Origin of the sequence: Pseudomonas sp. XK-1, assembly GCF_038069885.1 — a bacterium.
GTDB lineage: Bacteria > Pseudomonadota > Gammaproteobacteria > Pseudomonadales > Pseudomonadaceae > Aquipseudomonas.
The window spans coordinates 113,392-131,535 of the sequence record NZ_JBBPES010000003.1 but is presented as its reverse complement, the minus strand read 5'-3'; the positions used below and the strand labels follow the sequence as shown (position 1 = coordinate 131,535).

17 protein-coding genes are annotated in these 18,144 nt (G+C 62.6%); 8 read left to right on the top strand and 9 right to left on the bottom strand.

The genetic code is table 11. The features are described from left to right. Window positions 1–8 precede the first annotated feature (8 nt). The 7 genes from hpaH to WMW70_RS08990 form a co-directional block, all read right to left on the bottom strand. On the bottom strand, window positions 9–812 hold the full coding sequence (gene hpaH, locus WMW70_RS09020) for a 2-oxo-hept-4-ene-1,7-dioate hydratase (protein WP_341437181.1): 804 nt from the start codon (window positions 810–812) through the stop codon (window positions 9–11). Between the two features lie 12 nt (window positions 813–824). Next, window positions 825–1,235 carry a 5-carboxymethyl-2-hydroxymuconate isomerase gene (locus WMW70_RS09015; RefSeq protein ID WP_341437180.1) on the bottom strand — a complete coding sequence of 137 codons (411 nt, stop codon included), beginning with the start codon at window positions 1,233–1,235 and terminating at the stop codon, window positions 825–827. 9 nt (window positions 1,236–1,244) lie between these two features. Continuing rightward, a complete protein-coding gene (gene hpaD / locus WMW70_RS09010) occupies window positions 1,245–2,168 on the bottom strand; it encodes a 3,4-dihydroxyphenylacetate 2,3-dioxygenase (protein WP_341437179.1) in 924 nt (307 codons plus the stop codon). Between the two features lie 125 nt (window positions 2,169–2,293). Beyond that, entirely contained in the window at window positions 2,294–3,754 is a 1,461-nt protein-coding gene (gene hpaE, locus WMW70_RS09005) for a 5-carboxymethyl-2-hydroxymuconate semialdehyde dehydrogenase (protein ID WP_325509889.1), read from the bottom strand. 25 nt (window positions 3,755–3,779) lie between these two features. Next, complete coding sequence (locus WMW70_RS09000) at window positions 3,780–4,544, bottom strand: fumarylacetoacetate hydrolase family protein (RefSeq protein ID WP_341437178.1); 765 nt, start codon at window positions 4,542–4,544, stop codon at window positions 3,780–3,782. Then, on the bottom strand, window positions 4,544–5,212 hold the full coding sequence (locus tag WMW70_RS08995; protein WP_341437177.1) for a fumarylacetoacetate hydrolase family protein: 669 nt from the start codon (window positions 5,210–5,212) through the stop codon (window positions 4,544–4,546). The genes WMW70_RS09000 and WMW70_RS08995 overlap by 1 nt, the downstream gene beginning before the upstream one ends. A 292-nt stretch (window positions 5,213–5,504) precedes the next feature. Beyond that, the gene (locus tag WMW70_RS08990; protein ID WP_341437176.1) at window positions 5,505–7,004 is read right to left on the bottom strand and encodes an aldehyde dehydrogenase family protein; all 1,500 of its coding nucleotides are present in this window, start codon (window positions 7,002–7,004) and stop codon (window positions 5,505–5,507) included. Between the two features lie 199 nt (window positions 7,005–7,203). Here WMW70_RS08990 and hpaR point away from each other — a divergent pair, with 199 nt between their 5' ends. Further along, window positions 7,204–7,626 (top strand): homoprotocatechuate degradation operon regulator HpaR, encoded by a 423-nt coding sequence (gene hpaR / locus WMW70_RS08985; protein WP_341437175.1) that lies wholly within the window; start codon window positions 7,204–7,206, stop codon window positions 7,624–7,626. A 59-nt stretch (window positions 7,627–7,685) separates the two neighbouring features. After that, on the top strand, window positions 7,686–8,600 hold the full coding sequence (gene hpaA / locus WMW70_RS08980) for a 4-hydroxyphenylacetate catabolism regulatory protein HpaA (protein WP_341437174.1): 915 nt from the start codon (window positions 7,686–7,688) through the stop codon (window positions 8,598–8,600). A gap of 28 nt (window positions 8,601–8,628) precedes the next feature. Here the strand turns inward: hpaA and WMW70_RS08975 are convergent, their stop codons facing one another. Then, window positions 8,629–9,870: an OprD family porin gene (locus WMW70_RS08975; protein ID WP_341437173.1), complete on the bottom strand. Its 1,242-nt coding sequence runs from the start codon at window positions 9,868–9,870 to the stop codon at window positions 8,629–8,631. 345 nt (window positions 9,871–10,215) lie between these two features. On the opposite strand from WMW70_RS08975, the gene WMW70_RS08970 reads away from it, so the two are divergent. Genes WMW70_RS08970 through WMW70_RS08955 form a run of 4 tightly spaced genes read left to right on the top strand, consistent with a single transcriptional unit; the run spans window position 10,216 to window position 14,360 of the window. Continuing rightward, window positions 10,216–11,235, top strand: a complete 1,020-nt coding sequence (locus tag WMW70_RS08970) for a TRAP transporter substrate-binding protein (protein WP_341437172.1) — start codon at window positions 10,216–10,218, stop codon at window positions 11,233–11,235. Window positions 11,236–11,240: 5 nt separating this feature from the next. Next, window positions 11,241–11,774: a TRAP transporter small permease gene (locus WMW70_RS08965; RefSeq protein ID WP_341437171.1), complete on the top strand. Its 534-nt coding sequence runs from the start codon at window positions 11,241–11,243 to the stop codon at window positions 11,772–11,774. After that, window positions 11,771–13,093, top strand: a complete 1,323-nt coding sequence (locus WMW70_RS08960) for a TRAP transporter large permease (protein WP_341437169.1) — start codon at window positions 11,771–11,773, stop codon at window positions 13,091–13,093. Before WMW70_RS08965 ends, WMW70_RS08960 begins: the two co-directional genes overlap by 4 nt. Before the next feature lie 58 nt (window positions 13,094–13,151). After that, complete coding sequence (locus tag WMW70_RS08955; protein WP_341437168.1) at window positions 13,152–14,360, top strand: Bcr/CflA family multidrug efflux MFS transporter; 1,209 nt, start codon at window positions 13,152–13,154, stop codon at window positions 14,358–14,360. On the opposite strand, the gene WMW70_RS08950 is transcribed toward WMW70_RS08955, so the two are convergent. Beyond that, window positions 14,346–15,587, bottom strand: coding sequence for an MFS transporter (locus WMW70_RS08950; protein ID WP_341437167.1), 1,242 nt, complete (start codon window positions 15,585–15,587; stop codon window positions 14,346–14,348). The genes WMW70_RS08955 and WMW70_RS08950 overlap by 15 nt on opposite strands. A gap of 285 nt (window positions 15,588–15,872) precedes the next feature. Between WMW70_RS08950 and WMW70_RS08945 the strand changes: the two genes are divergently transcribed. After that, on the top strand, window positions 15,873–17,042 hold the full coding sequence (locus WMW70_RS08945; protein WP_341437166.1) for a p-hydroxyphenylacetate 3-hydroxylase oxygenase component: 1,170 nt from the start codon (window positions 15,873–15,875) through the stop codon (window positions 17,040–17,042). Between the two features lie 90 nt (window positions 17,043–17,132). Further along, the gene (locus WMW70_RS08940; protein WP_341437165.1) at window positions 17,133–18,071 is read left to right on the top strand and encodes a p-hydroxyphenylacetate 3-hydroxylase reductase component; all 939 of its coding nucleotides are present in this window, start codon (window positions 17,133–17,135) and stop codon (window positions 18,069–18,071) included. Window positions 18,072–18,144 lie beyond the last annotated feature (73 nt).

Sequence of the window (18,144 nt, the reverse complement as noted above, 5' to 3'; positions counted from 1 at the left end):
GTTTGTGGCTAGACAAAGCGGCAGGCGATGCTGCCGAGTTGGTCGTAGTCGACGTGGAAGGTATCGCCCGGGCTGGCCGCCACCGGGCGGGTAAAGGAGCCGCCGAGAATGATCTGCCCGGCTTGCAGGGTGACGTCATAAGGGGCGAGCTTGTTCGCCAGCCAGGCCACGCCTTTGGCCGGGTGGTTGAGTACCGCAGCGGAAACGCCGGACTCCTCGATCACGCCGTTGCGATAGAGAATCGCCGGCACCCGACGCAGATCGATGTCGTTCGGCCGCACCGGTCGGCCGCCCATGACCACGCCTGCGTTGGCAGCGTTGTCGGAAATGGTGTCGAACACCTTGCGGGTGACCTTGGTGTCCGGGTCAATCTGGTGGATGCGCGCATCGATGATTTCCAGCGCCGGCACTACCCATTCGGTGGCCTCCAGCACATCGAAGATGCTGCAGTTCGGCCCGCGCAGCGGCTTGCCGAGGATAAACGCCAGCTCCACCTCGACTCGCGGCACGATAAAGCGCTCGAAGGGAATGTCGCTGCCTTCCTCGAACAGCATGTCGTCGAGCAGGGCACCGTAGTCCGGCTCGGTGATATTCGAGGAGACCTGCATGGCGCGTGAGGTAAGGCCAATCTTGTGGCCGACCAGCTTGCGCCCGCCCTTGAGTTTCAGATCGACCCAGGCGCGCTGAATGGCGTAGGCGTCTTCGATGGTGATGCCCGGGTAGTCCAGGGAAAACTGGCGCACCTGTTCGCGCGAGCGCTCAGCGGCGTCGAGGCGGGCGGCGGCCTGTTGAATGATGGAGGCGTCGAGCATGGCAGGATTACCTTAAATAGTTTTGTTGAATAGGGGATGCAGGCTGCTGTGCTTGGCATCGAAGACCTGGCCCGGGCTTTCGTCTATTTGCAGGGTGACGCCCACCGGGCGCTGGGCGAGCAGACTGTCGAGGTGCTCGCGCAACACCTGCATCAGGTTGTCGCCCACCTGTTTGTGCACCACCTGGCTGCGTCCCGCTCCCATACGCAGGTTGGCGTAGAGAAAACCGTAGTCGCCCTGGCCATCGGCCACTGCGGCATGGGCTGCCGGGTAGGCCAGCACGCGGGTGCCGCCGATGGGGAACACGGCCTTGCCGGCCTCGTCACGCTGTTCGAGCATGCAGTCGGCCAGGGCGCGACACAGGCTGCCGACGTTGACGTCACGTTCGACGTCGGGGCTGTAGAGCAGAACCAGATGGGGCATGGGAAACTCCTAGAGCCGACTGCTGGAGGTGGTGCCGGCCGGATTGGAAGCCTGCGCTGCCGGGATGCTGGAGCCATCCTGCGGCGTGACCGGGAGCACCGCGTTGATCTGCCCGGTACCGGAGGCGGCGAAGTAAGGGGTCAGTACTTCGGCCTTGCCGTCGTATTGGGACCAACCCAGGGCACCGAGCAGCATGGCGGTGTCGTGCATGAAGCCTTCGCCGTGACCCTTGGCCGCGTACTCCGGCAGCATGGCGCAGAAGGTTTCCCACTCGCCGTTTTCCCACATCTGCACGACCCGCTTGTCGAGGGTCTCCAGGAAGGGGCTCCAGATCCTGGTGGCGAACTCGGGGGCCTGGCCGTTCTGAGCGAAACGGTGTGACAGCGAGCCACTGGCGAGGAAGGCCACGGTGCCGTCGTAGTGCTCCTCCACCGCCTTGCGCATGGCCCAGCCGAGGCGGGCGCTGTCGTTGAGGTAGTGCGAGGTGCACAGCGCCGAAACCGAGACCACCTTGAAGTGCTGATCGGTATTCATATAGCGCATCGGCACCAGGGTGCCGTATTCCGGTGCCAGGGTGGTGGCCTGGTGGGCCATGGTTTCCACACCGAGGCGGTTGCACTCGTCGGCCAGCAAACGGCCCAGTTCCGGATTACCCGGGAACTCATACTCCATGTTGCTGATGAAGTGTGGCAACTCGTTGCTGGTGTACAGCCCCTTGAAGTGTGGCCCGCAGTTGATGTGGTAATTGGCGTTGACCAGCCAGTGGGTGTCGAACACCACGATGGTGTCCACACCCAGCTCACGGCAGCGCTTGCTGATTTCGATATGACCGTCGATGGCCGGCTTGCGGAATCCCTGGTTCGGACCCGGCAGCTCCGACACGTACATGGAGGGGACGTGGGTGATCTTGGCAGCTAGAGCGACTTTGCCCATGGCGGTTCTCCTGTTGGCCTCTCGTGAGGCTTTGTTGTTAGGACGATATGCACGACCGGCACAGGGGAAGGGGATACGTGCCCCCTTCCTTTATAAATAGCGCATCGGTTGGTGCGCCGCCCTTATCACAGGCCCCAGCGCGGGATGTGGTGGCTGCCCATGGAAATGCACACGTTCTTGATCTCGGCGAACACCTCGAAACTGTACTCGCCGCCCTCGCGGCCGGTGCCAGAGCCCTTCACCCCGCCGAACGGCTGGCGCAGGTCGCGCACGTTCTGGCTGTTGATGAACACCATGCCGGCTTCGATGCCACGGGCAAGCCGGTGGGCCTTGCCGATGTCCTGGGTCCAGATATAGGAGGCCAGGCCGTACTCGGTGTCGTTGGCCAGGCGCAGGGCTTCGGCCTCGTCCTTGAACTTGATCAGGCAGACCACCGGGCCGAAGATTTCTTCCTGGGCGATGCGCATGCGGTTGTCCACATCGGCGAACACCGTGGGCTGGATAAACTGCCCCTTGGCCAGGTGCGCTGGAAGATTGGCCGGGCGCTCCAGACCGCCGGCGAGCAGGTTGGCCCCTTCCTCGATGCCGATCTTGATATAGCCGGTGACCTTGTCGTAGTGCGCCTGAGTGATCATCGAGCCGACCTGGGTCTTCGGGTCCTGCGGGTCGCCAACGATCAGGCGTTTGGCGCGGGCGGCGAATTCGGCGACGAACTGGTCGTACACCGTCTCCTGGATAAAGATCCGCGAGCCTGCGGTGCAGCGCTCGCCGTTCAGCGAGAAGATGGTGAACAGCGCCGCATCCAGGGCGCGGTCGAGGTCGGCGTCGTCGAAGATCAGCACCGGGCTCTTGCCACCCAGTTCCATGGAGTACTTCTTCAGGCCGGCGGTCTGCATGATCTTCTTGCCGGTGGCGGTGCCGCCGGTGAAGGAGATTGCGCGTACATCAGGGTGGCGCACCAGGGCATCGCCGGCGGTGGCACCGTAGCCTTGCACCACGTTAAGCACGCCCGCAGGAATGCCGGCTTCCATGGCCAGGCGGCCCAGTTCGTTGGCGGTCAGTGGCGACAGCTCGCTCATCTTCAGCACCGCGGTGTTGCCTAGGGCCAGGCAGGGCGCGGTCTTCCAGGTGGCGGTCATAAAGGGCACGTTCCATGGCGATACCAGGCCACACACGCCCACCGGCTGATAGAGGGTGTAGTTGAGCATCTGGTCATCGACCGGGTAGCTGTGACCGTCCATGCGCGTGCAGACTTCGGCGAAGAAGTCGAAGTTGTGCGAGGCCCGCGGAATCAGCACGTTCTTGGTCTGGTGGATCGGCAGGCCGGTGTCCAGAGTCTCCAGCTCGGCCAGGTGCGGCACGTTCTGTTCGATCAGCTCGCCGAGCTTGCGCATCAGCTTGGCGCGTTCCTTGGCCGGGGTATTGGCCCACTTGGGGAAGGCTTCCTTGGCTGCGGCAACGGCCAGGTTGATTTCCTCCGCGCCGCCGCTGGCGACCTCGCCAATGGCCTCGCCGGTGGCCGGGTTGTAGTTGGTGAAGCTGTCTTTGCTCTCGACTTGCTGGCCGTTGATCCAGTGCTTGATCATGCTGTTTGCCTCTTTGTTGTTTTGCTTAGCCGCGCGCGGCAAAGAATTCGCTTTCGCTGACGATGCGGTTGACCAGGCGGCCAACGCCTTCCACTTCCACCACCACTTCATCGCCGGGCACCACGTCGGCCAGGCCTTCCGGCGTGCCGGTGGCGATCATGTCGCCGGGTTGCAGGGTCATGAAGCTGGAGAAGTATTCGATCAGGTAGGGGATGTCGAAGATCATGTCGGCGGTGGTGCCTTCCTGTTTCAACTCGCCATTGATCCAGGTGCGCAGCTTCAAGTTGGTCGCATCGGGCACATCGGCAACATCGACGATCCAGGGGCCGACCGGAGTGGTGGCGTCGCGGTTCTTCACCCGCAGGTTGGGCCGGTAGTAGTTCTCCAGGTAGTCACGGATGGCGTAGTCGTTGCACACCGTGTAGCCGGCCAGGTATTGCAGGGCGTCCTCGCGCTTGACGTTGCGCGCCGGCTTGCCGATCACCGCCACCAGCTCGCACTCGTAGTGCATGTAGGCGACGTTGTCCGGCCGCCAGGTGACCTGGTTGTGGCCGGTGTAGGTGCCCGGCGACTTGATGAATGCAAGTGGCTCGGTGGGCGGGCTGAAGGCCAGTTCGGCTGCGTGGTCTGCGTAGTTAAGGCCCAGAGCGAACATGCTGCCGTTGGCCGGTGGCAGCCACTCGACCTGGTCTTCGGCCAGCAGGCGGCCGTCGGCCAGGCGCACGGCATTGTTGTCTTCGACGGTGACGGCGTGGATGTCACCCTGGAAACGGATACGGGCGTGTTTCATCAGAGCGCTCCTTCAGCGACCACGGTATTGACGAGACGGCCAAGGCCATCGATTTCCACTGCGACAGTGTCGCCGGGCTGCACATCGACGCGTCCTTCCGGTGTACCGGTGATCAGCACGTCGCCTGCATGCAGGGTCATAAACTCGCTTAGTTCAGCGATCAGTTGGGGAATGTTGCGCACCCAGTTGGCCGTGTTGTTCTGCTGGCGCAGTTCGCCGTTGACCAACAGGCGGATGCCCAAGGCGTTCGGGTTGGCGATCTGGCTGGCGGGCACCAATTCCGGGCCGATGGGGCAGAAGCCGTCGCGGCACTTGGCTTTGACCGATGGGCGGTAGTAGCTGTCTTCGGGCAGGCTGAATTCGTTGACGATCAGGTAACCGGCCACGTGATTCATGGCCTCGGTCTCGCTCACGCGGCTGGCATCCTTGCCAATTACCACGCCCAAGGCCGGGCCCGGTTGCAGACGCTCGACGCCGGCAGGGAACACCACCGGCTGGTCGTGGCCGTTGCGGGTGTTGGAGGTCTTGATAAACAGCACGGGTTTGACCGGCGGCTTCTGGTAGGGCGGCTGCTGGAATTCTTCCAAACGACTGCGCAGCAGCCCCTGGTAGTTCAGCGCGATGCCGAACAGGGTGCCGGCGGCTGCCTTATCGAGAGCACTGCTCATCGGTTGTTCTCCCATTGCAATAAAGTCGGTGCTGCGCGTAGTCATGCGCGGCATATGATTAACATGTTAACCATATATTTAACATGTTAACTATTGATCTGTACAGCTTCTACTTTGGTGAGCCGCCACTGCTTTAATAGGCAGTCGAGCGGCGGGATATTCGGCAGCCATCTGGTCACCATAATGACGGCTGCCGCTCAGGCTTGAATGGCTTTTACAGCCATTGAATTGCACTTTTCATGGCGCATTTCATGGCGAGCGCGACATCTGATCGAGGCGCGCTCGCCGGCCCTCAGTAGGTGATGCACACCGACTTCAGCTCGGTGAAACCTTCGATGGCGCTGCGGCCGAATTCGCGGCCCATGCCCGACTGTTTGAAACCGCCGAACGGCAGGTTGGGGTCGACCGGCACATGGTTGTTAACCCACACGGTGCCGGCTTCGATACGTGGCAGCAGGTCCATGACCTTACCCAGGTCGTTGCTCCAGACGCTGGCGGCCAGGCCGTAGCGGCTGTCGTTGACCAGGGCCAGACCCTGCTCCAGATCGTTGTAGGGCAGCACGCTGAGCACCGGGCCGAAAATCTCCTCCTGCACCGCATTGCTGCGCTGATCCAGACCGCTGAGCACAGTGGGGTTGACGTAGTAACCGGGACTGTCCGGGGCGTCGCCACCGGTGGCGATGCATGCACCTTCGCGGCGGGCGACAGCGAGCATGGCGAGGACGTGGTTCTGGTGCTTGCGCGTTGCCAGCGGGTTGACCTGGGCAGTGGGGTCCATGCCGGGACCGACGCTCATGGCACGTGCCTGGGCGCTCAGGGCTTCGACGAACTGGGCATGGCGGCTGACCGGCACGTAAAGGCGCGAGGCCGCGGCACAGACCTGGCCCTGGTTGAGCAGACCGCCAGCGATGGCACCGGCCACGGCCTTGTCGATATCGGCATCCTCGAGCACCAGCATCGGGTTTTTGCCGCCGAGTTCGAGGGTGAAGCGGGTCATGTTGTGCAGGGCGGCGATGCCGATCTGCTTGCCCACGGCGGTGGAACCGGTGAAGGACACCTTGTTGACCAACGGATGGGCCACCAGCGCGGCACCAGCCTGGGCTCCGCGGCCGATCAGTACGTTGAACACGCCGGCGGGGATGCCGGCCTCGATGGCCAGTTCGGCCAGGCGCAGGGCGGTCAGCGGGGTTTCGTCGGCTGGCTTGATGATCACGGTACAGCCGCAAGCCAGCGCCGGGATGACCTTCCACAGGGCGATCATCATCGGGAAGTTCCACGGCACTATGCCTGCCACCACACCCGTCGGTTCGCGCCGGGTGTAGGCGTTGAAGCGCGCCTGCGCCGGCATCGGGATGGACACATCGAGGGTCTGACCCTCGATCTTGGTGGCCCAGCCGGCCATATAGCGCATGTAGTTGACCGAGGCACCCACCTCGATGGCGCGCGAGAGGTGGATCGACTTGCCCTGGTTAAGGGTTTCCAGCTGGGCCAGTTCCTCGCCGTGGGCTTCCACCAGATCGGCGAAGCGCAGCAGGGTGCGTTCGCGCTCGGCCGGAGCCAGGCGGCTCCAGATGCCGGACCTGAAGGCGCGGTGGGCGGACTCGACGATGCGGTCGACCTGGCCGGCATCGGCCAGTTGCACACTGGCCAGCACCTGGTCGTCGGCCGGGTTGCGCAAGGCCAGGGTCTCGCTGGCGCTGTTGAGCTGGCAGGTGCCGTCGATAAACGAGCCGTGCTGGCGTTGGAGGAAGTCTTCGACGGACGTGAGGGTTTCGATCAATGCGGCGGCCATAAACCAAGGCTCCTGTGGGGTAGGCATGGACAGGAATCTAGCTTAGGCCGGGTAGTGTGGGTGGGCTTGACTCTGCCTGCACGACGGTATGTTCCAGACTGCCAGAACGATCCATCTGATTGACCGCAGGTGAGCGCTTGTGCAGGCTGGAAGTGATACCGTTAAACTATTCACAACTGCCTTGAAGCCGAAATTCACCATGCCCGTTACCCGACCGTCCCTGACCCTGACCCTGCTCCAGGCCCGCGAGGCCGCGATGAGCTTCTTCCGTCCGCTGCTCAACCAGCATGGCCTGACCGAGCAGCAGTGGCGGGTGATCCGCATCCTGCGCCAGCATGGCGAAATGGAGAGCTACCGCCTGGCCGAGCTGGCTTGCATCCTCAAACCGAGCATGACCGGCGTGCTCAGCCGGCTGGAGCGCGATGGACTGGTCAGCCGCAGCAAGCCGCCGCACGACCAGCGTCGGGTGTATATCGATCTGACCGCGCTGGGCCATGAGTGCTTTCTGTCGATGAGTGCTGACATGGAGAGTAACTACCAGCGGATCCAGGAGCAGTTCGGCGAGGAGAAGCTCCAGCAATTGCTGGGGCTGCTCAACGAGCTCAAGCAGATCAAACCCTGAGCCTGGCGGGCGCGGCCACTGCGCCGCGCCGCCATGATCTCGCGACGAGGGTAAGGCGCATGCGCGACCCGCAACCCATCCCCAACATCAATATTGGCCAGGTTTACGACCAGCGTTACGCCGATGCCGACGTGCACTACGAGGCCCTTGGCAAGCTGGCGGACTTCTTCGGCCGCAACATGCCGGTGCATCGCCACGACCGCTTTTTTCAGGTGCATTACGTCAAGAGCGGCATGGTCCGCGTCTACCTGGACGACCGGCGCTACCAGCAGCAGGGGCCGATGTTCTTCCTCACCCCGCCGACCTTTCCCCATGCCTTCGTCACCGATGCCGACAGCGATGGTCATGTGCTCACGGTACGCCAGGAGCTGATCTGGCCGCTATTGGAAGGGCAGCAGGGCCTGGCCCTGGGACCGCAGATCGCCCCGCTGTGCGTGGCGGTCGGTGAGTTGGATACGCAGTACGACGCCGAAGTGGCGCGTCTCAACCTGCTGTTCGACGAGCTGCGTAGCGAGTTCGCCGACGATAGACCGGGGCGAGCGCTGAGCCTGGCGGCGCTGACCCGGCTGATCTTTATCAGCCTGCTGCGCCTGTCGACACGCTCGATCCAGTCGCAGCCGGCGCGCCGCGAAGATCTGCAGATATTCCAGCGTTTCAATGCCCTGATCGAGGCCAACTATCAGGCGCACTGGGCACTGGAGCGCTATGCCGAGCAGCTGGGGGTGACCGAGGCGCGGCTCAACGACATCTGTCGGCGCATCGCCGATCTGCCGTCCAAGCGTCTGGTGTTCGACCGCCTGATGCAGGAGGCCAAGCGCCTGCTGCTGTTCACCGGCAGTTCGGTCAACGAGATCTGCTACCAGCTGGGCTTTACTGATCCGGCCTATTTCAGCCGCTTCTTCACCCGTAATGCCGGGATCACCCCAGGCGAGTACCGCCTGCGCAAGGGCGAGGCCGAGTCGGCCCGCCCTTGACGCTTCGGCCGCGCCGCCGCGAGCGTGCTTACCAGAGGGGCAGGGTGTAGCCAACGATCAGACGGTTTTCATTGATGTCGGTTTTCAGGCCATCCCCCGAACGAAAGGTCACGTTGCGCATGCGGATATTCAGGCCTTTCAGCGAGCCGTCCTGGAATGTGTAAACCAGATCGCTGTCGCGCTCCCACTCGCGGCCGTCACGCACGGCACCCTGCTCGATGTGCTTGCCGCTGGTGTAGCGGGTCATGAAGCCCAGGCCCGGAATACCCAGTGCAGCGAAGTCGAAGTCGTAGCGCAATTGCCAGGCATCGGTCTCGGCCTTGGTGAAGGTGTTGAAGGTAACCAGGTTGACCGAGTACGGGTCGCCCCCGCGCAGGAAGGGGAAGTTGCCATCCCCGGACAGGCGCTGCAGCGCACCGCTGAATTTGTGCGGACCACTGCTCAGGGTAAGCATGCCGTTGAAGAAGTCGTTGTCGATCTTTCCGGCCAGTCGGTTGCCGTTGTCGGTGCTCTTGAAATAGCGCAGGTCGGTGCGCAGGCTCATGCTGTTCGACAGCGGCAGGACGTGCACCAGGCCGAGGAAGTGCTGCCTGTAGATATCTGCGAGATCACCGTAGTAGTAGCTGGCGGTCAGTTGCGGGGTGATGGCGTAGGCACCTCCAGCGAAGTCGAAGTGGTCGCTGTCGGCACCGGCGTAACCGATATCGTCCTGGTTGCTCGAGTCACGGTAGTTGGCCTTGGTGAGGCGTCCGGCGTTGAAGTCGAGGTTCTGGATTTCCTTCGAGTTGAGCATGCCACCGGTATAGGTACTGGAGAGCAGGCGGGTGTCGTTGTACAGCGCCACCGGCAGTGTCGGCTGCAAGGTGCCCAGGTGCAGAGTGCTGTTGGATAGGCGCGCTTTGGCGGTAAGGCCCAGTTCGCTGTAATCGTCAGCAGGAGTGCCGTCCCGGTCGACGGCCAATACACCGGTGCCGCTACGGCCTTTGCCCGAGTCCAGCTTGACGCCCAGTTGGGCCATCGCATCCACGCCGAAACCCACCGAGCCCTCGGTGAAGCCGGATTTATAGCGCAGAGTAAAGCCCTGGCCCCAGTCCTTCTGGGTTTCGCCACCGCCTGTCTGGCGAAAATCGCGGTTCATATACATGTTGCGCAGCTCCAGGGAAGCCGTGCCGTCGTCGATGAAATCGGCCAGGGTGGTGGCACTGGTGCTACAGGCCAGGGTGGCGATCAAGCAGGAAAGCAGGTGCTTTGGGTCGGGGTGCCGAGTCATTGTTGTTATTCCTTGATTGGCTTTTGGGGGCGGCCGCTGTGGGGCGAGCACGGCGTCGTTATAGTCAATCATTAATACTTTAACAATATTTTTTGACAGCCTTTATCGATCATTTCTACGGCCGTGAAGGGCCTATCAATATATTTAAAACTCTTTAAGTTATTGAAATATATTGGGTTGATTTAGGTGAAGGGGCCTTGTACGGCGTCCTGGTGCGGCGCTATGGGGATAATCAAGGTTGACAGCTTCAGACAAAAGGTTAACTTGTTAACCATGCGAGCTGCTCTTCGCCTACCCAGGCATCCCACGGCATCTGGCAATAAAAACAATACGGGAGCTAAAGCGATGAAAACCCTCAAGATTGCAGCGTTGTGCGTGGCCCTTGGTTGCACGGTCAGCGCCCAAGCAGAAACTGTCACCCTGAAGATTGCCCACTTCCTGCCGGCCAACTCCAATGCCCATGCCAACGTCATAGAGCCGTGGTGTGCGCAGTTGGGTGAAGAATCACAAGGGCGTATCAAATGCCAGCTCTATCCCTCGATGCAGTTGGGTGGGACTCCAGCCGCCCTGGCCGATATGGCGCGCAATGGGGTCGCCGACATCGTCTGGACTGCTCCGGGCTACTCCGCCGGCAAGTTCCCTCGGGTTGAGGCGCTGGAATTGCCGTTCATGCTGCCTTACGGCGGCCTGGCGGGGAACGAGATCATCTGGAACTACTACGAGCAATACGCCCAGGATGATTTCAAAGCCTACAAGGTCCTGGCGCTATTCGGCGATGGCGGTATGGACGTGCATACGCGCAATACTCCAGTCAGAACCCTCAATGATTTCACGGGGCTGAAACTGCGAGCCTCCAGTCGCACCATCGCCAAGACCATCGAGAGCCTGGGGGCAACCCCAGTGAGCATGCCGCCTGCGCAGATGACCGAAGCGATCTCCAAAGGTGTGGTCGATGGTGCAATGGCCACGTGGGAGGTGGTGCCGCCGACCAAGCTCGACGAAGTGACTCGCTTTCACAGCGCCAGCGAGGAGGGGCAGCCGGCCTTCGGTTATACCGTGCTGAGCATGCTGATGAATAAGCGCAAGTACGATGCCATGCCCGACGACCTCAAGGAAATCCTCGACCGCAACAGCGGCAAGGCGCTTTCCATACGCTTCGGCAAGGCCTGGGACGAGGAGATGGCGAAGGCGCGTGAAGCTTCTGCACCAGACAGCATCGTGGCAATCGCCGCGCCCGACTATCAGGCCATGCAGCAGGCCACGGCGACCGTACCCGAGCAGTGGGCCGAAGAGGTCTCTGCCAAGGGCCTCGACGGCAAGGCGCTGCTAGAGGGTGTCCGCAGTCTCTCCAGCGTCAAGCTGTAAGCCTGATGAAAGAGTCTATTTCTTTCGAGAGCGCCGACTTGGCGGATCACGGCCTGCTTCGCCGTGGCCTGGAAAGGATCGCTGAGCTGTTTGCCATGACGGGAGGCCTGATCCTGCTCGCCTTGGTGAACATGTCTCTTGTCTCGATCATCGGCCGCAAGCTGTTCGCGACGCCCATACGCGGCGACATGGAGCTGATGGAAGTCGGTGCCGCCATCGCCATTGCCGCGTTCCTGCCGCTGTGCGAATTGCGCGGCAGTCACCTGAAAGCCGATGCCTTCACGTTGGCCGCGCCAGAAGCGGTGCGGCGCGTGCTGGATGGCTTGGCGCATGGGTTCTGCTGCTTCGCGGCGCTGATACTCGCCTGGCGCACCACCCTGCAATTGCTGGATAACCACGAATACGGCGATGTCACGACCTTGCTGTCCATTCCACTATGGATTCCCTTGATGCTGATCGTACCCAGCCTGGTGTTGCTTGCCATGTGCTCGCTTGCCCGTGTTACCGACATCATTCGCAAACCTGGAGTTGAGGCATGAGCGGCCTGAGCCTTGGCCTCATCGCGTTGGCCGTGACCATGAGCATGCTGGTGTTGCGCATTCATATCGGCGTCACCATGCTGGCCGGCGGGGCACTCTGTTACTGGGCGGTGAACGATGGCGATTTCAATGGGCTGTTGTTCACGCTGAACAATCTTGCCTACTCGCGCCTGTCCAATTACGACCTGGCGGTGATTCCGCTGTTCGTACTGATGGGCCAGTTTGCCACCCATGGCGGCCTGTCACGGGCGATCTTTCGCTGTGCCGCGGCCTTTGTTGGTCACCTGCGCGGCGGGCTCGGCATCTCGGCGATAGGTGCATGCGCCGGCTTCGGTGCGATCTGCGGATCGTCCCTGGCCACCTCGGCGACCATGAGCCATGTCGCCTTGCCCGAGCTAAGGCGACATAACTACTCGGGGCGGTTGGCCACCGCGACCGTTGCCGCGGGGGGCACCCTGGGTATCCTGATTCCGCCGTCGGTACCGCTGATCATCTATGCGGTATTGACCCAGGAGTCCATCGCCAAGCTCTTCGTCGCAGCGATCATTCCGGGAATTCTGGCGGTGCTCGGCTACATGATCGTGCTGCGCATCATGGTGGCGCGGGAACAAACGGCCTGCGATGCGCTGGAAAAAGTCAGCAGCGCCGAGCGCGTCAAAGCGCTGGTCAAGATCATCCCGGTGATCGGGGTGTTCCTGGTGGTGATAGTCGGGATCTACGGCGGTTGGGCCAACCCGACCGAGGCCGCCTCGATAGGGGCGGCGGCCTGCGGGATTCTCGCCGTGCTGCAGGGTGGCATGCGTTGGCCGGGGATGCGCAAGAGCCTGCTGGGCACCGCCGAAACCACGGCGATGATCTTTCTGGTGCTGCTGGGTGCCGACCTGCTCAACTCTGGCCTGGCGCTGACCCAGATGCCGATCGAGCTGATGGAATGGGTCAAGAGTGCCGGTCTGGAGCCGATGCTGGTGCTGGTCGCGATCCTCCTGCTGTACCTGGTGCTGGGTTGCGTGATGGACTCTCTGGCAATGATCCTGCTGACCATTCCGATCTTCTATCCGATGATCATCGGGCTGGATTTCTACGGCCTGGATGCGTCGGAAAAATCCATCTGGTTTGGCATTCTCGCCTTGATGGTGGTGGAAATCGGGCTGATCACGCCCCCCTTGGGCATGAACCTGTTCATCGTCCAGCGTGCGGCCGGCGATGTGCCGTTTATGGAAACCGCCCGCGGCGTACTGCCGTTCCTTGCCTCCGACCTGGTCAGGATTGTGCTGCTTGCGCTGTTCCCGGCCATCAGCCTGTGGTTGCTGAGTCTATAACGCCACCAATCGGGCCGCCTGCGGGCGGCCCGGTTGGTGCGTACCTGGAGTTTCCGCGATGCCCGTTGTCACCCAACCTCGTCGCCTGATCGTCCTGCTGGCGGTGTTGGTGGCATTCGCGCCGCTGTCGATCGACATGTATCTGCCCAGCCTGCCGCTGATCGCTCGCGATCTGCAGGCGACTCAGGCGCAGGTGCAGTTGACCATCAGCGTGTTTCTCGCCGGTTTGAGCCTGGGTATGTTGTTCTACGGGCCGCTTTCCGATCGTTTTGGCCGACGCCGCCTGCTGCTGGGCGGCATTTGTCTCTACCTGGTCGCCACTCTCGGCTGCATCCTGGCGAGTGCGGTCGAGCAGTTGATCGTCTGGCGTCTGTTGCAGGCGTTGGGCGGTGCCGCAGCTTCGGTGTTGGCCCGTGCCATTGTGCGCGACCTGTTCGCCCTGGGCGATGCGGCCCGGGTATTGTCGCTCATGCACCTGGTGACCATGTTCGCCACCCTGGCCGCGCCCTTGATTGGCAGCTACCTGATGCAGGTCGGCGGCTGGCGCTCGCTGTTCATCGTGCTGCTGGCCTTCGCCGGACTATGCCTGCTGGCCGTTGCCCTGAAGATTCCAGAAACCCATCCAGCGGCTGCCCGCAGCCAGTCGCTGGCAGCGGTATTCCGGGCCTACGGCTATATGGCGCTGCAGCCGCGGGCGATCGGTTACAGCCTCTGCATGGGCCTGTCGTTTGCCGGCATGTTTGCCTTCATCACCGCCTCGCCCTTCGTCTACATCGAGTATTTCGGGGTTTCCCCGCAGGGTTACGCCTGGCTTTTCGGTTTGAATATCGCCGGTATCATCGTCGCCACCACGCTCAATGCGCGCTTGGTCACCCGCCTCACGCCGGCCCGCATGCTCACTTGGGGCACGGCCATCGCAGCGCTTTCCGGGCTCGCCCTGGCCCTGTTCGGTGTCAGCGGATGGGGCGGGCTGCCGGCGATAGTATTCTGCGTCGTGCTCTATATCAGCGTCACCGGCATGCTCGGTGCCAACTGCCTGGCGTGCTTGCTGGCCGGCTTCCCGCAGCAGGCGGGCGCGGCCGCGGGCCTGGCGGTGGCGCTGCAGTTCGGTCTGGGCACCGCCTGCAGCGCACTGGTCGGCGCTTTGCATGACGGCACGCCGCTGCCCATGAGCCTGGTCATGGGCGCTACCGGCGTCGGCAGCCTGCTGGCGTACCGTTTCGCCCATATGGACAGGTCTGCCACGCCGAACTCAATCGTCAGCTGAAGCCGCTGGCGACTTGTCAGGCTCCGCGGTTGCCCGGGGGCGCTGCCCCAGCCAGATGCAGTATCCCAACAGGATTACCCCCGCAGCCGCCAGCACCGGCGGCGCGCCCAGGCGCGCGGCGAGCAGCCCAGCCAGCAAGCCACCGATGGCATCGAAGCCGAAACGAATCGAGGTGTACAGGGCGACGATCCGTCCGCGCAGGGCCTCGGGGGCGTTGCTCTGCAGGACGATATTGGTGCCCACGTTGCTGACGGTGATGCCGAAGCCGATCACCGCCATGGCCGCCAGCGACAGCGCTAGCAGGTCGCTCCAGGCGAATACCAGCAGGGCCAGGGCGGTGGCGCAGCTGGCGGCGAGGATCAGCCTGGGCAGGCTGTCCACCGCCAGGCGCGAGGCGAGGAACACTGTCGACAGCAGCGAGCCCAGACCGGCCGCGCCCCACAGCCAACCCAGGGTGGTCGCGCCGCCAGCGAAGATGTCCCTGGCGAACACCGGCAGCAGCACCACGTAGCTGGAGGCGCTGACGTTGATCGCCAGCACGCTGAGCATCATGGAGCGCACCTGGCGGTTACCCAGGGCATAGCGCAGCCCCTCACCCAGCACATTGCGATAGGAGCCGCCCGCCCGGGCGGTGGGCGTTATGCGAATCAGCAGCAAGCCGACTACCAGGGCCAGGTAGGAGGCACCGTTAAGGGCAAAACACAGCGCCTCGTTGAACACCCCGAGCAGCAGCCCGGCCAGGGGCGGGCCGATAAAACGCGAGCTGGTGAACAGCATGGCGTTCAGGGCCAGGGCGTTGGGCAGGTCGGCGCGGTCGTCGACGAACTGGCTCAGCAATGACTGGCGCAACGGCGTGTCGAGGGCGTTGAGCACGCCCATCAGCGTGGCCATCGCCACCAACAGCGTCGGCGTTACCCAGTCACCGGCGGTGAGTAGCGCAAGAACCAGGGCCTGCAATCCGAGCAGGCTTTCCACCAGGATCAGCAGGCGGCGCTTGTCGTGGCGGTCGATCCAGGCACCGGCGAACGGGCCGACCAGCAACTGCGGCAGCAACGCCATGCAGGTGGTCAGGCCGAGCAGCGCCACCGAACCGGTCAGCCGGTAGACCAGCCAGGCCAGAGCCACCTGCTGAATCCAGGTGCCCAGGGTGGAGATGGCGTGGCCGATAAAGTAGCAGCGGAAGTTACGGTGGCGCAGTGCGCGCAAGGCGCTGGGCAGGTTGTTCATGGCGAATGGGGAGGGCGATTGGGGGCGCTATGGTAAGGCAAATTGGTATTTCATTAATAGGTTAACGTCCATTCGGGTGATCCTGGTCGTTAAGCCATGAAAAGTGCAATTTAGTGTCTGGAAGGTGCATTTTTAGCCAGCCTGCCCCTCAGCATAATGAACCTGCATACAGGGATATACAGCGCTATGGGTGCTGAATTCCGAGGCCGCAGTGCCTGGTCAGGCGCATAGCCGGTACGACTGACGACGCGGCCACTTTCTAACAATAAGCAGGGCTCCTACCAGATGAAAAAGCTAAATCCGCTTCTCGAAGACCTGAAAGCCATATTGCCGGCGATTGCCGCCAATGCCGCCCAGGCCGAAAAAGATCGCAAGGCTCCGGACGAGAATATCGCCCTGCTCAAGGGTATCGGTATGCACCGTGCGTTCCAGCCCAAGCACTATGGCGGAATGGAAATTTCACTGCCGCAGTTTGCTGATTGCGTGGTTGCCCTGGCGGGTGCCTGTGCCAGCACCGCGTGGGCCTTCAGCTTGCTGTGCACCCATAGCCATCAGCTGGCGATGTTCTCCAAGCAGCTGCAGGACGAGATCTGGGGCGATAACCCGGACGCCACCGCCAGCAGCAGCATCGCGCCGTTCGGCAAGGTCGAGGAAACCGAGGGCGGCGTCATCTTCAACGGTGAGATGGGCTGGAGCAGCGGCAGCGACCACGCCGAGTGGGCCATCGTTGGCTGTCGTCGGCTGGATGCCGAGGGCAACCAGAACTACTGCTTCGCCGTGCTGCCACGCAGCGACTACGAAATCCGCGACGACTGGTTCGCAGCCGGGATGAAGGGCAGTGGCACCAAGACCCTGATCATCAAGGATGTCTTCGTGCCCAACCACCGCATCCAGCAGGCCAAGGACATGATGGAAGGCCGCTCCGCCGGCTTCGGTTTGTACCCGGACAGCAAGATTTTCTACACGCCTTACCGGCCTTACTTCGCCAGTGGTTTTGCGGCCATCGGCCTGGGTATCGCCGAGCGCATGCTCGAAGCCTATCGGGAGAAGACCAAGAACCGCGTGCGCGCCTACACCGGGGTCAACGTCGGCACCGCCACGCCGGCGCTGATGCGTCTGGCTGAGTCGACCCATCAGGTCGCTGCCGCCCGCGCCTTCCTGGAAAAGACCTGGCAGGAGCATGCCGAGCATGGCGAGCGCCACCAGTACCCGAGCCGCGAGACCCTGGCGTTCTGGCGTACCAATCAGGCCTATGCGGTGAAGATGTGCATCCAGGCTGTCGACCGCCTGTTCGAGGCTGCCGGCGGCACCAGCTGGTTCGAAAGCAGCGAGATGCAGCGGCTGTTCCGTGACTCGCACATGACCGGTGCCCATGCCTACACCGACTACGACGTCTGTGCGCAGATCCTTGGCCGTGAGCTGATGGGCCTGGAGCCGGACCCGAGCATGGTCTGAACCCGCCAGCCTTGCATGGGGGCCGTTCGCGGCCCCGACCGCCAAATAACAGCGCTGCCGCGAACCTCGACGGCAGCCAGGGAGAATCCCATGACAAGCACCACTGCTGCTCTTGACCCGCGTGCCTTTCGCCGCGCCCTGGGCAATTTTGCCACTGGCGTGACCATCGTCACCGCGGCAACTGCCGACGGGCAAAAGGTCGGCGTTACCGCCAACAGTTTCAACTCTGTGTCGCTGGATCCGCCGCTGGTGCTCTGGAGCATCGACAAGCGCTCCGGCAGCTATGAGGTGTTCGAGCGTGCCGAGCATTTTGCGGTGAACATCCTCTCCGCCGATCAGATCGACCTGTCCAACCAGTTTGCCCGGCCGAGTGACGACAAGTTCGCCGGCGTAACCCATGAGCTGGGCGAGGGCGGAGCGCCTTTGTTTCCCGATTGCGCGGCGCGTTTCCAGTGTGAGAAACACCAACAGATCGACGGTGGCGATCACTGGATCCTGATCGGCAAGGTGCTGGCCTTCGACGACTTCGGCCGTTCGCCGTTGCTCTATCACCAGGGTGCCTACTCCATGGTGTTGCCGCACACCCGTATGACCGAAAAGACCGAGGGGCAGCAGCCCAGTAGCGCCTTTCAAGGGCGACTGAGCCACAACCTCTACTACCTGATGACCCAGGCGGTGCGTAGCTATCAGAGCAATTACCAGCCTCGGCAACTGTCCACCGGCTTGCGCACCAGCGAGGCGCGCATGCTGATGGTGCTGGAGAACGATGCCGGCCTGAGTCTGTGTGACCTGCTGCGTGAAGTGGCGATGCCGGTGCGCGAGATTGAACAGGCGGTGGATATTCTCAAGCGCAAGGGCCTGGTGGCCGATGCAGACGATCGGTATGTACTCACCCCGGCCGGGGTCGACCAGGCCGAAGCTCTCTGGCGTATTGCCGGCGAGCAGCAGGACAAGGTGTTCGGTGCCTTCAGCGAAGAGCAGATTGATACCTTCAAGGCCATACTCAAGGCTGTGATTGCCATCGGCTGACGGCATTCCTTACGCGCTAAAGCAACGGGCTCCCGGCTTCAGGCCAGGAGCCCGTTGCTGCTCGTGCACACCT

Bases quoted from the DNA above. Each gene is read 5' to 3' on its own strand.
- hpaH (WP_341437181.1), bottom strand. From the start codon at position 812: ATGCTCGACGCCTCCATCATTCAACAGGCCGCCGCCCGCCTCGACGCC.
- WMW70_RS09015 (WP_341437180.1), bottom strand. From the start codon at position 1,235: ATGCCCCATCTGGTTCTGCTCTACAGCCCCGACGTCGAACGTGACGTC.
- hpaD (WP_341437179.1), bottom strand. From the start codon at position 2,168: ATGGGCAAAGTCGCTCTAGCTGCCAAGATCACCCACGTCCCCTCCATG.
- hpaE (WP_325509889.1), bottom strand. From the start codon at position 3,754: ATGATCAAGCACTGGATCAACGGCCAGCAAGTCGAGAGCAAAGACAGC.
- WMW70_RS09000 (WP_341437178.1), bottom strand. From the start codon at position 4,544: ATGAAACACGCCCGTATCCGTTTCCAGGGTGACATCCACGCCGTCACC.
- WMW70_RS08995 (WP_341437177.1), bottom strand. From the start codon at position 5,212: ATGAGCAGTGCTCTCGATAAGGCAGCCGCCGGCACCCTGTTCGGCATC.
- WMW70_RS08990 (WP_341437176.1), bottom strand. From the start codon at position 7,004: ATGGCCGCCGCATTGATCGAAACCCTCACGTCCGTCGAAGACTTCCTC.
- hpaR (WP_341437175.1), top strand. From the start codon at position 7,204: ATGCCCGTTACCCGACCGTCCCTGACCCTGACCCTGCTCCAGGCCCGC.
- hpaA (WP_341437174.1), top strand. From the start codon at position 7,686: ATGCGCGACCCGCAACCCATCCCCAACATCAATATTGGCCAGGTTTAC.
- WMW70_RS08975 (WP_341437173.1), bottom strand. From the start codon at position 9,870: ATGACTCGGCACCCCGACCCAAAGCACCTGCTTTCCTGCTTGATCGCC.
- WMW70_RS08970 (WP_341437172.1), top strand. From the start codon at position 10,216: ATGAAAACCCTCAAGATTGCAGCGTTGTGCGTGGCCCTTGGTTGCACG.
- WMW70_RS08965 (WP_341437171.1), top strand. From the start codon at position 11,241: ATGAAAGAGTCTATTTCTTTCGAGAGCGCCGACTTGGCGGATCACGGC.
- WMW70_RS08960 (WP_341437169.1), top strand. From the start codon at position 11,771: ATGAGCGGCCTGAGCCTTGGCCTCATCGCGTTGGCCGTGACCATGAGC.
- WMW70_RS08955 (WP_341437168.1), top strand. From the start codon at position 13,152: ATGCCCGTTGTCACCCAACCTCGTCGCCTGATCGTCCTGCTGGCGGTG.
- WMW70_RS08950 (WP_341437167.1), bottom strand. From the start codon at position 15,587: ATGAACAACCTGCCCAGCGCCTTGCGCGCACTGCGCCACCGTAACTTC.
- WMW70_RS08945 (WP_341437166.1), top strand. From the start codon at position 15,873: ATGAAAAAGCTAAATCCGCTTCTCGAAGACCTGAAAGCCATATTGCCG.
- WMW70_RS08940 (WP_341437165.1), top strand. From the start codon at position 17,133: ATGACAAGCACCACTGCTGCTCTTGACCCGCGTGCCTTTCGCCGCGCC.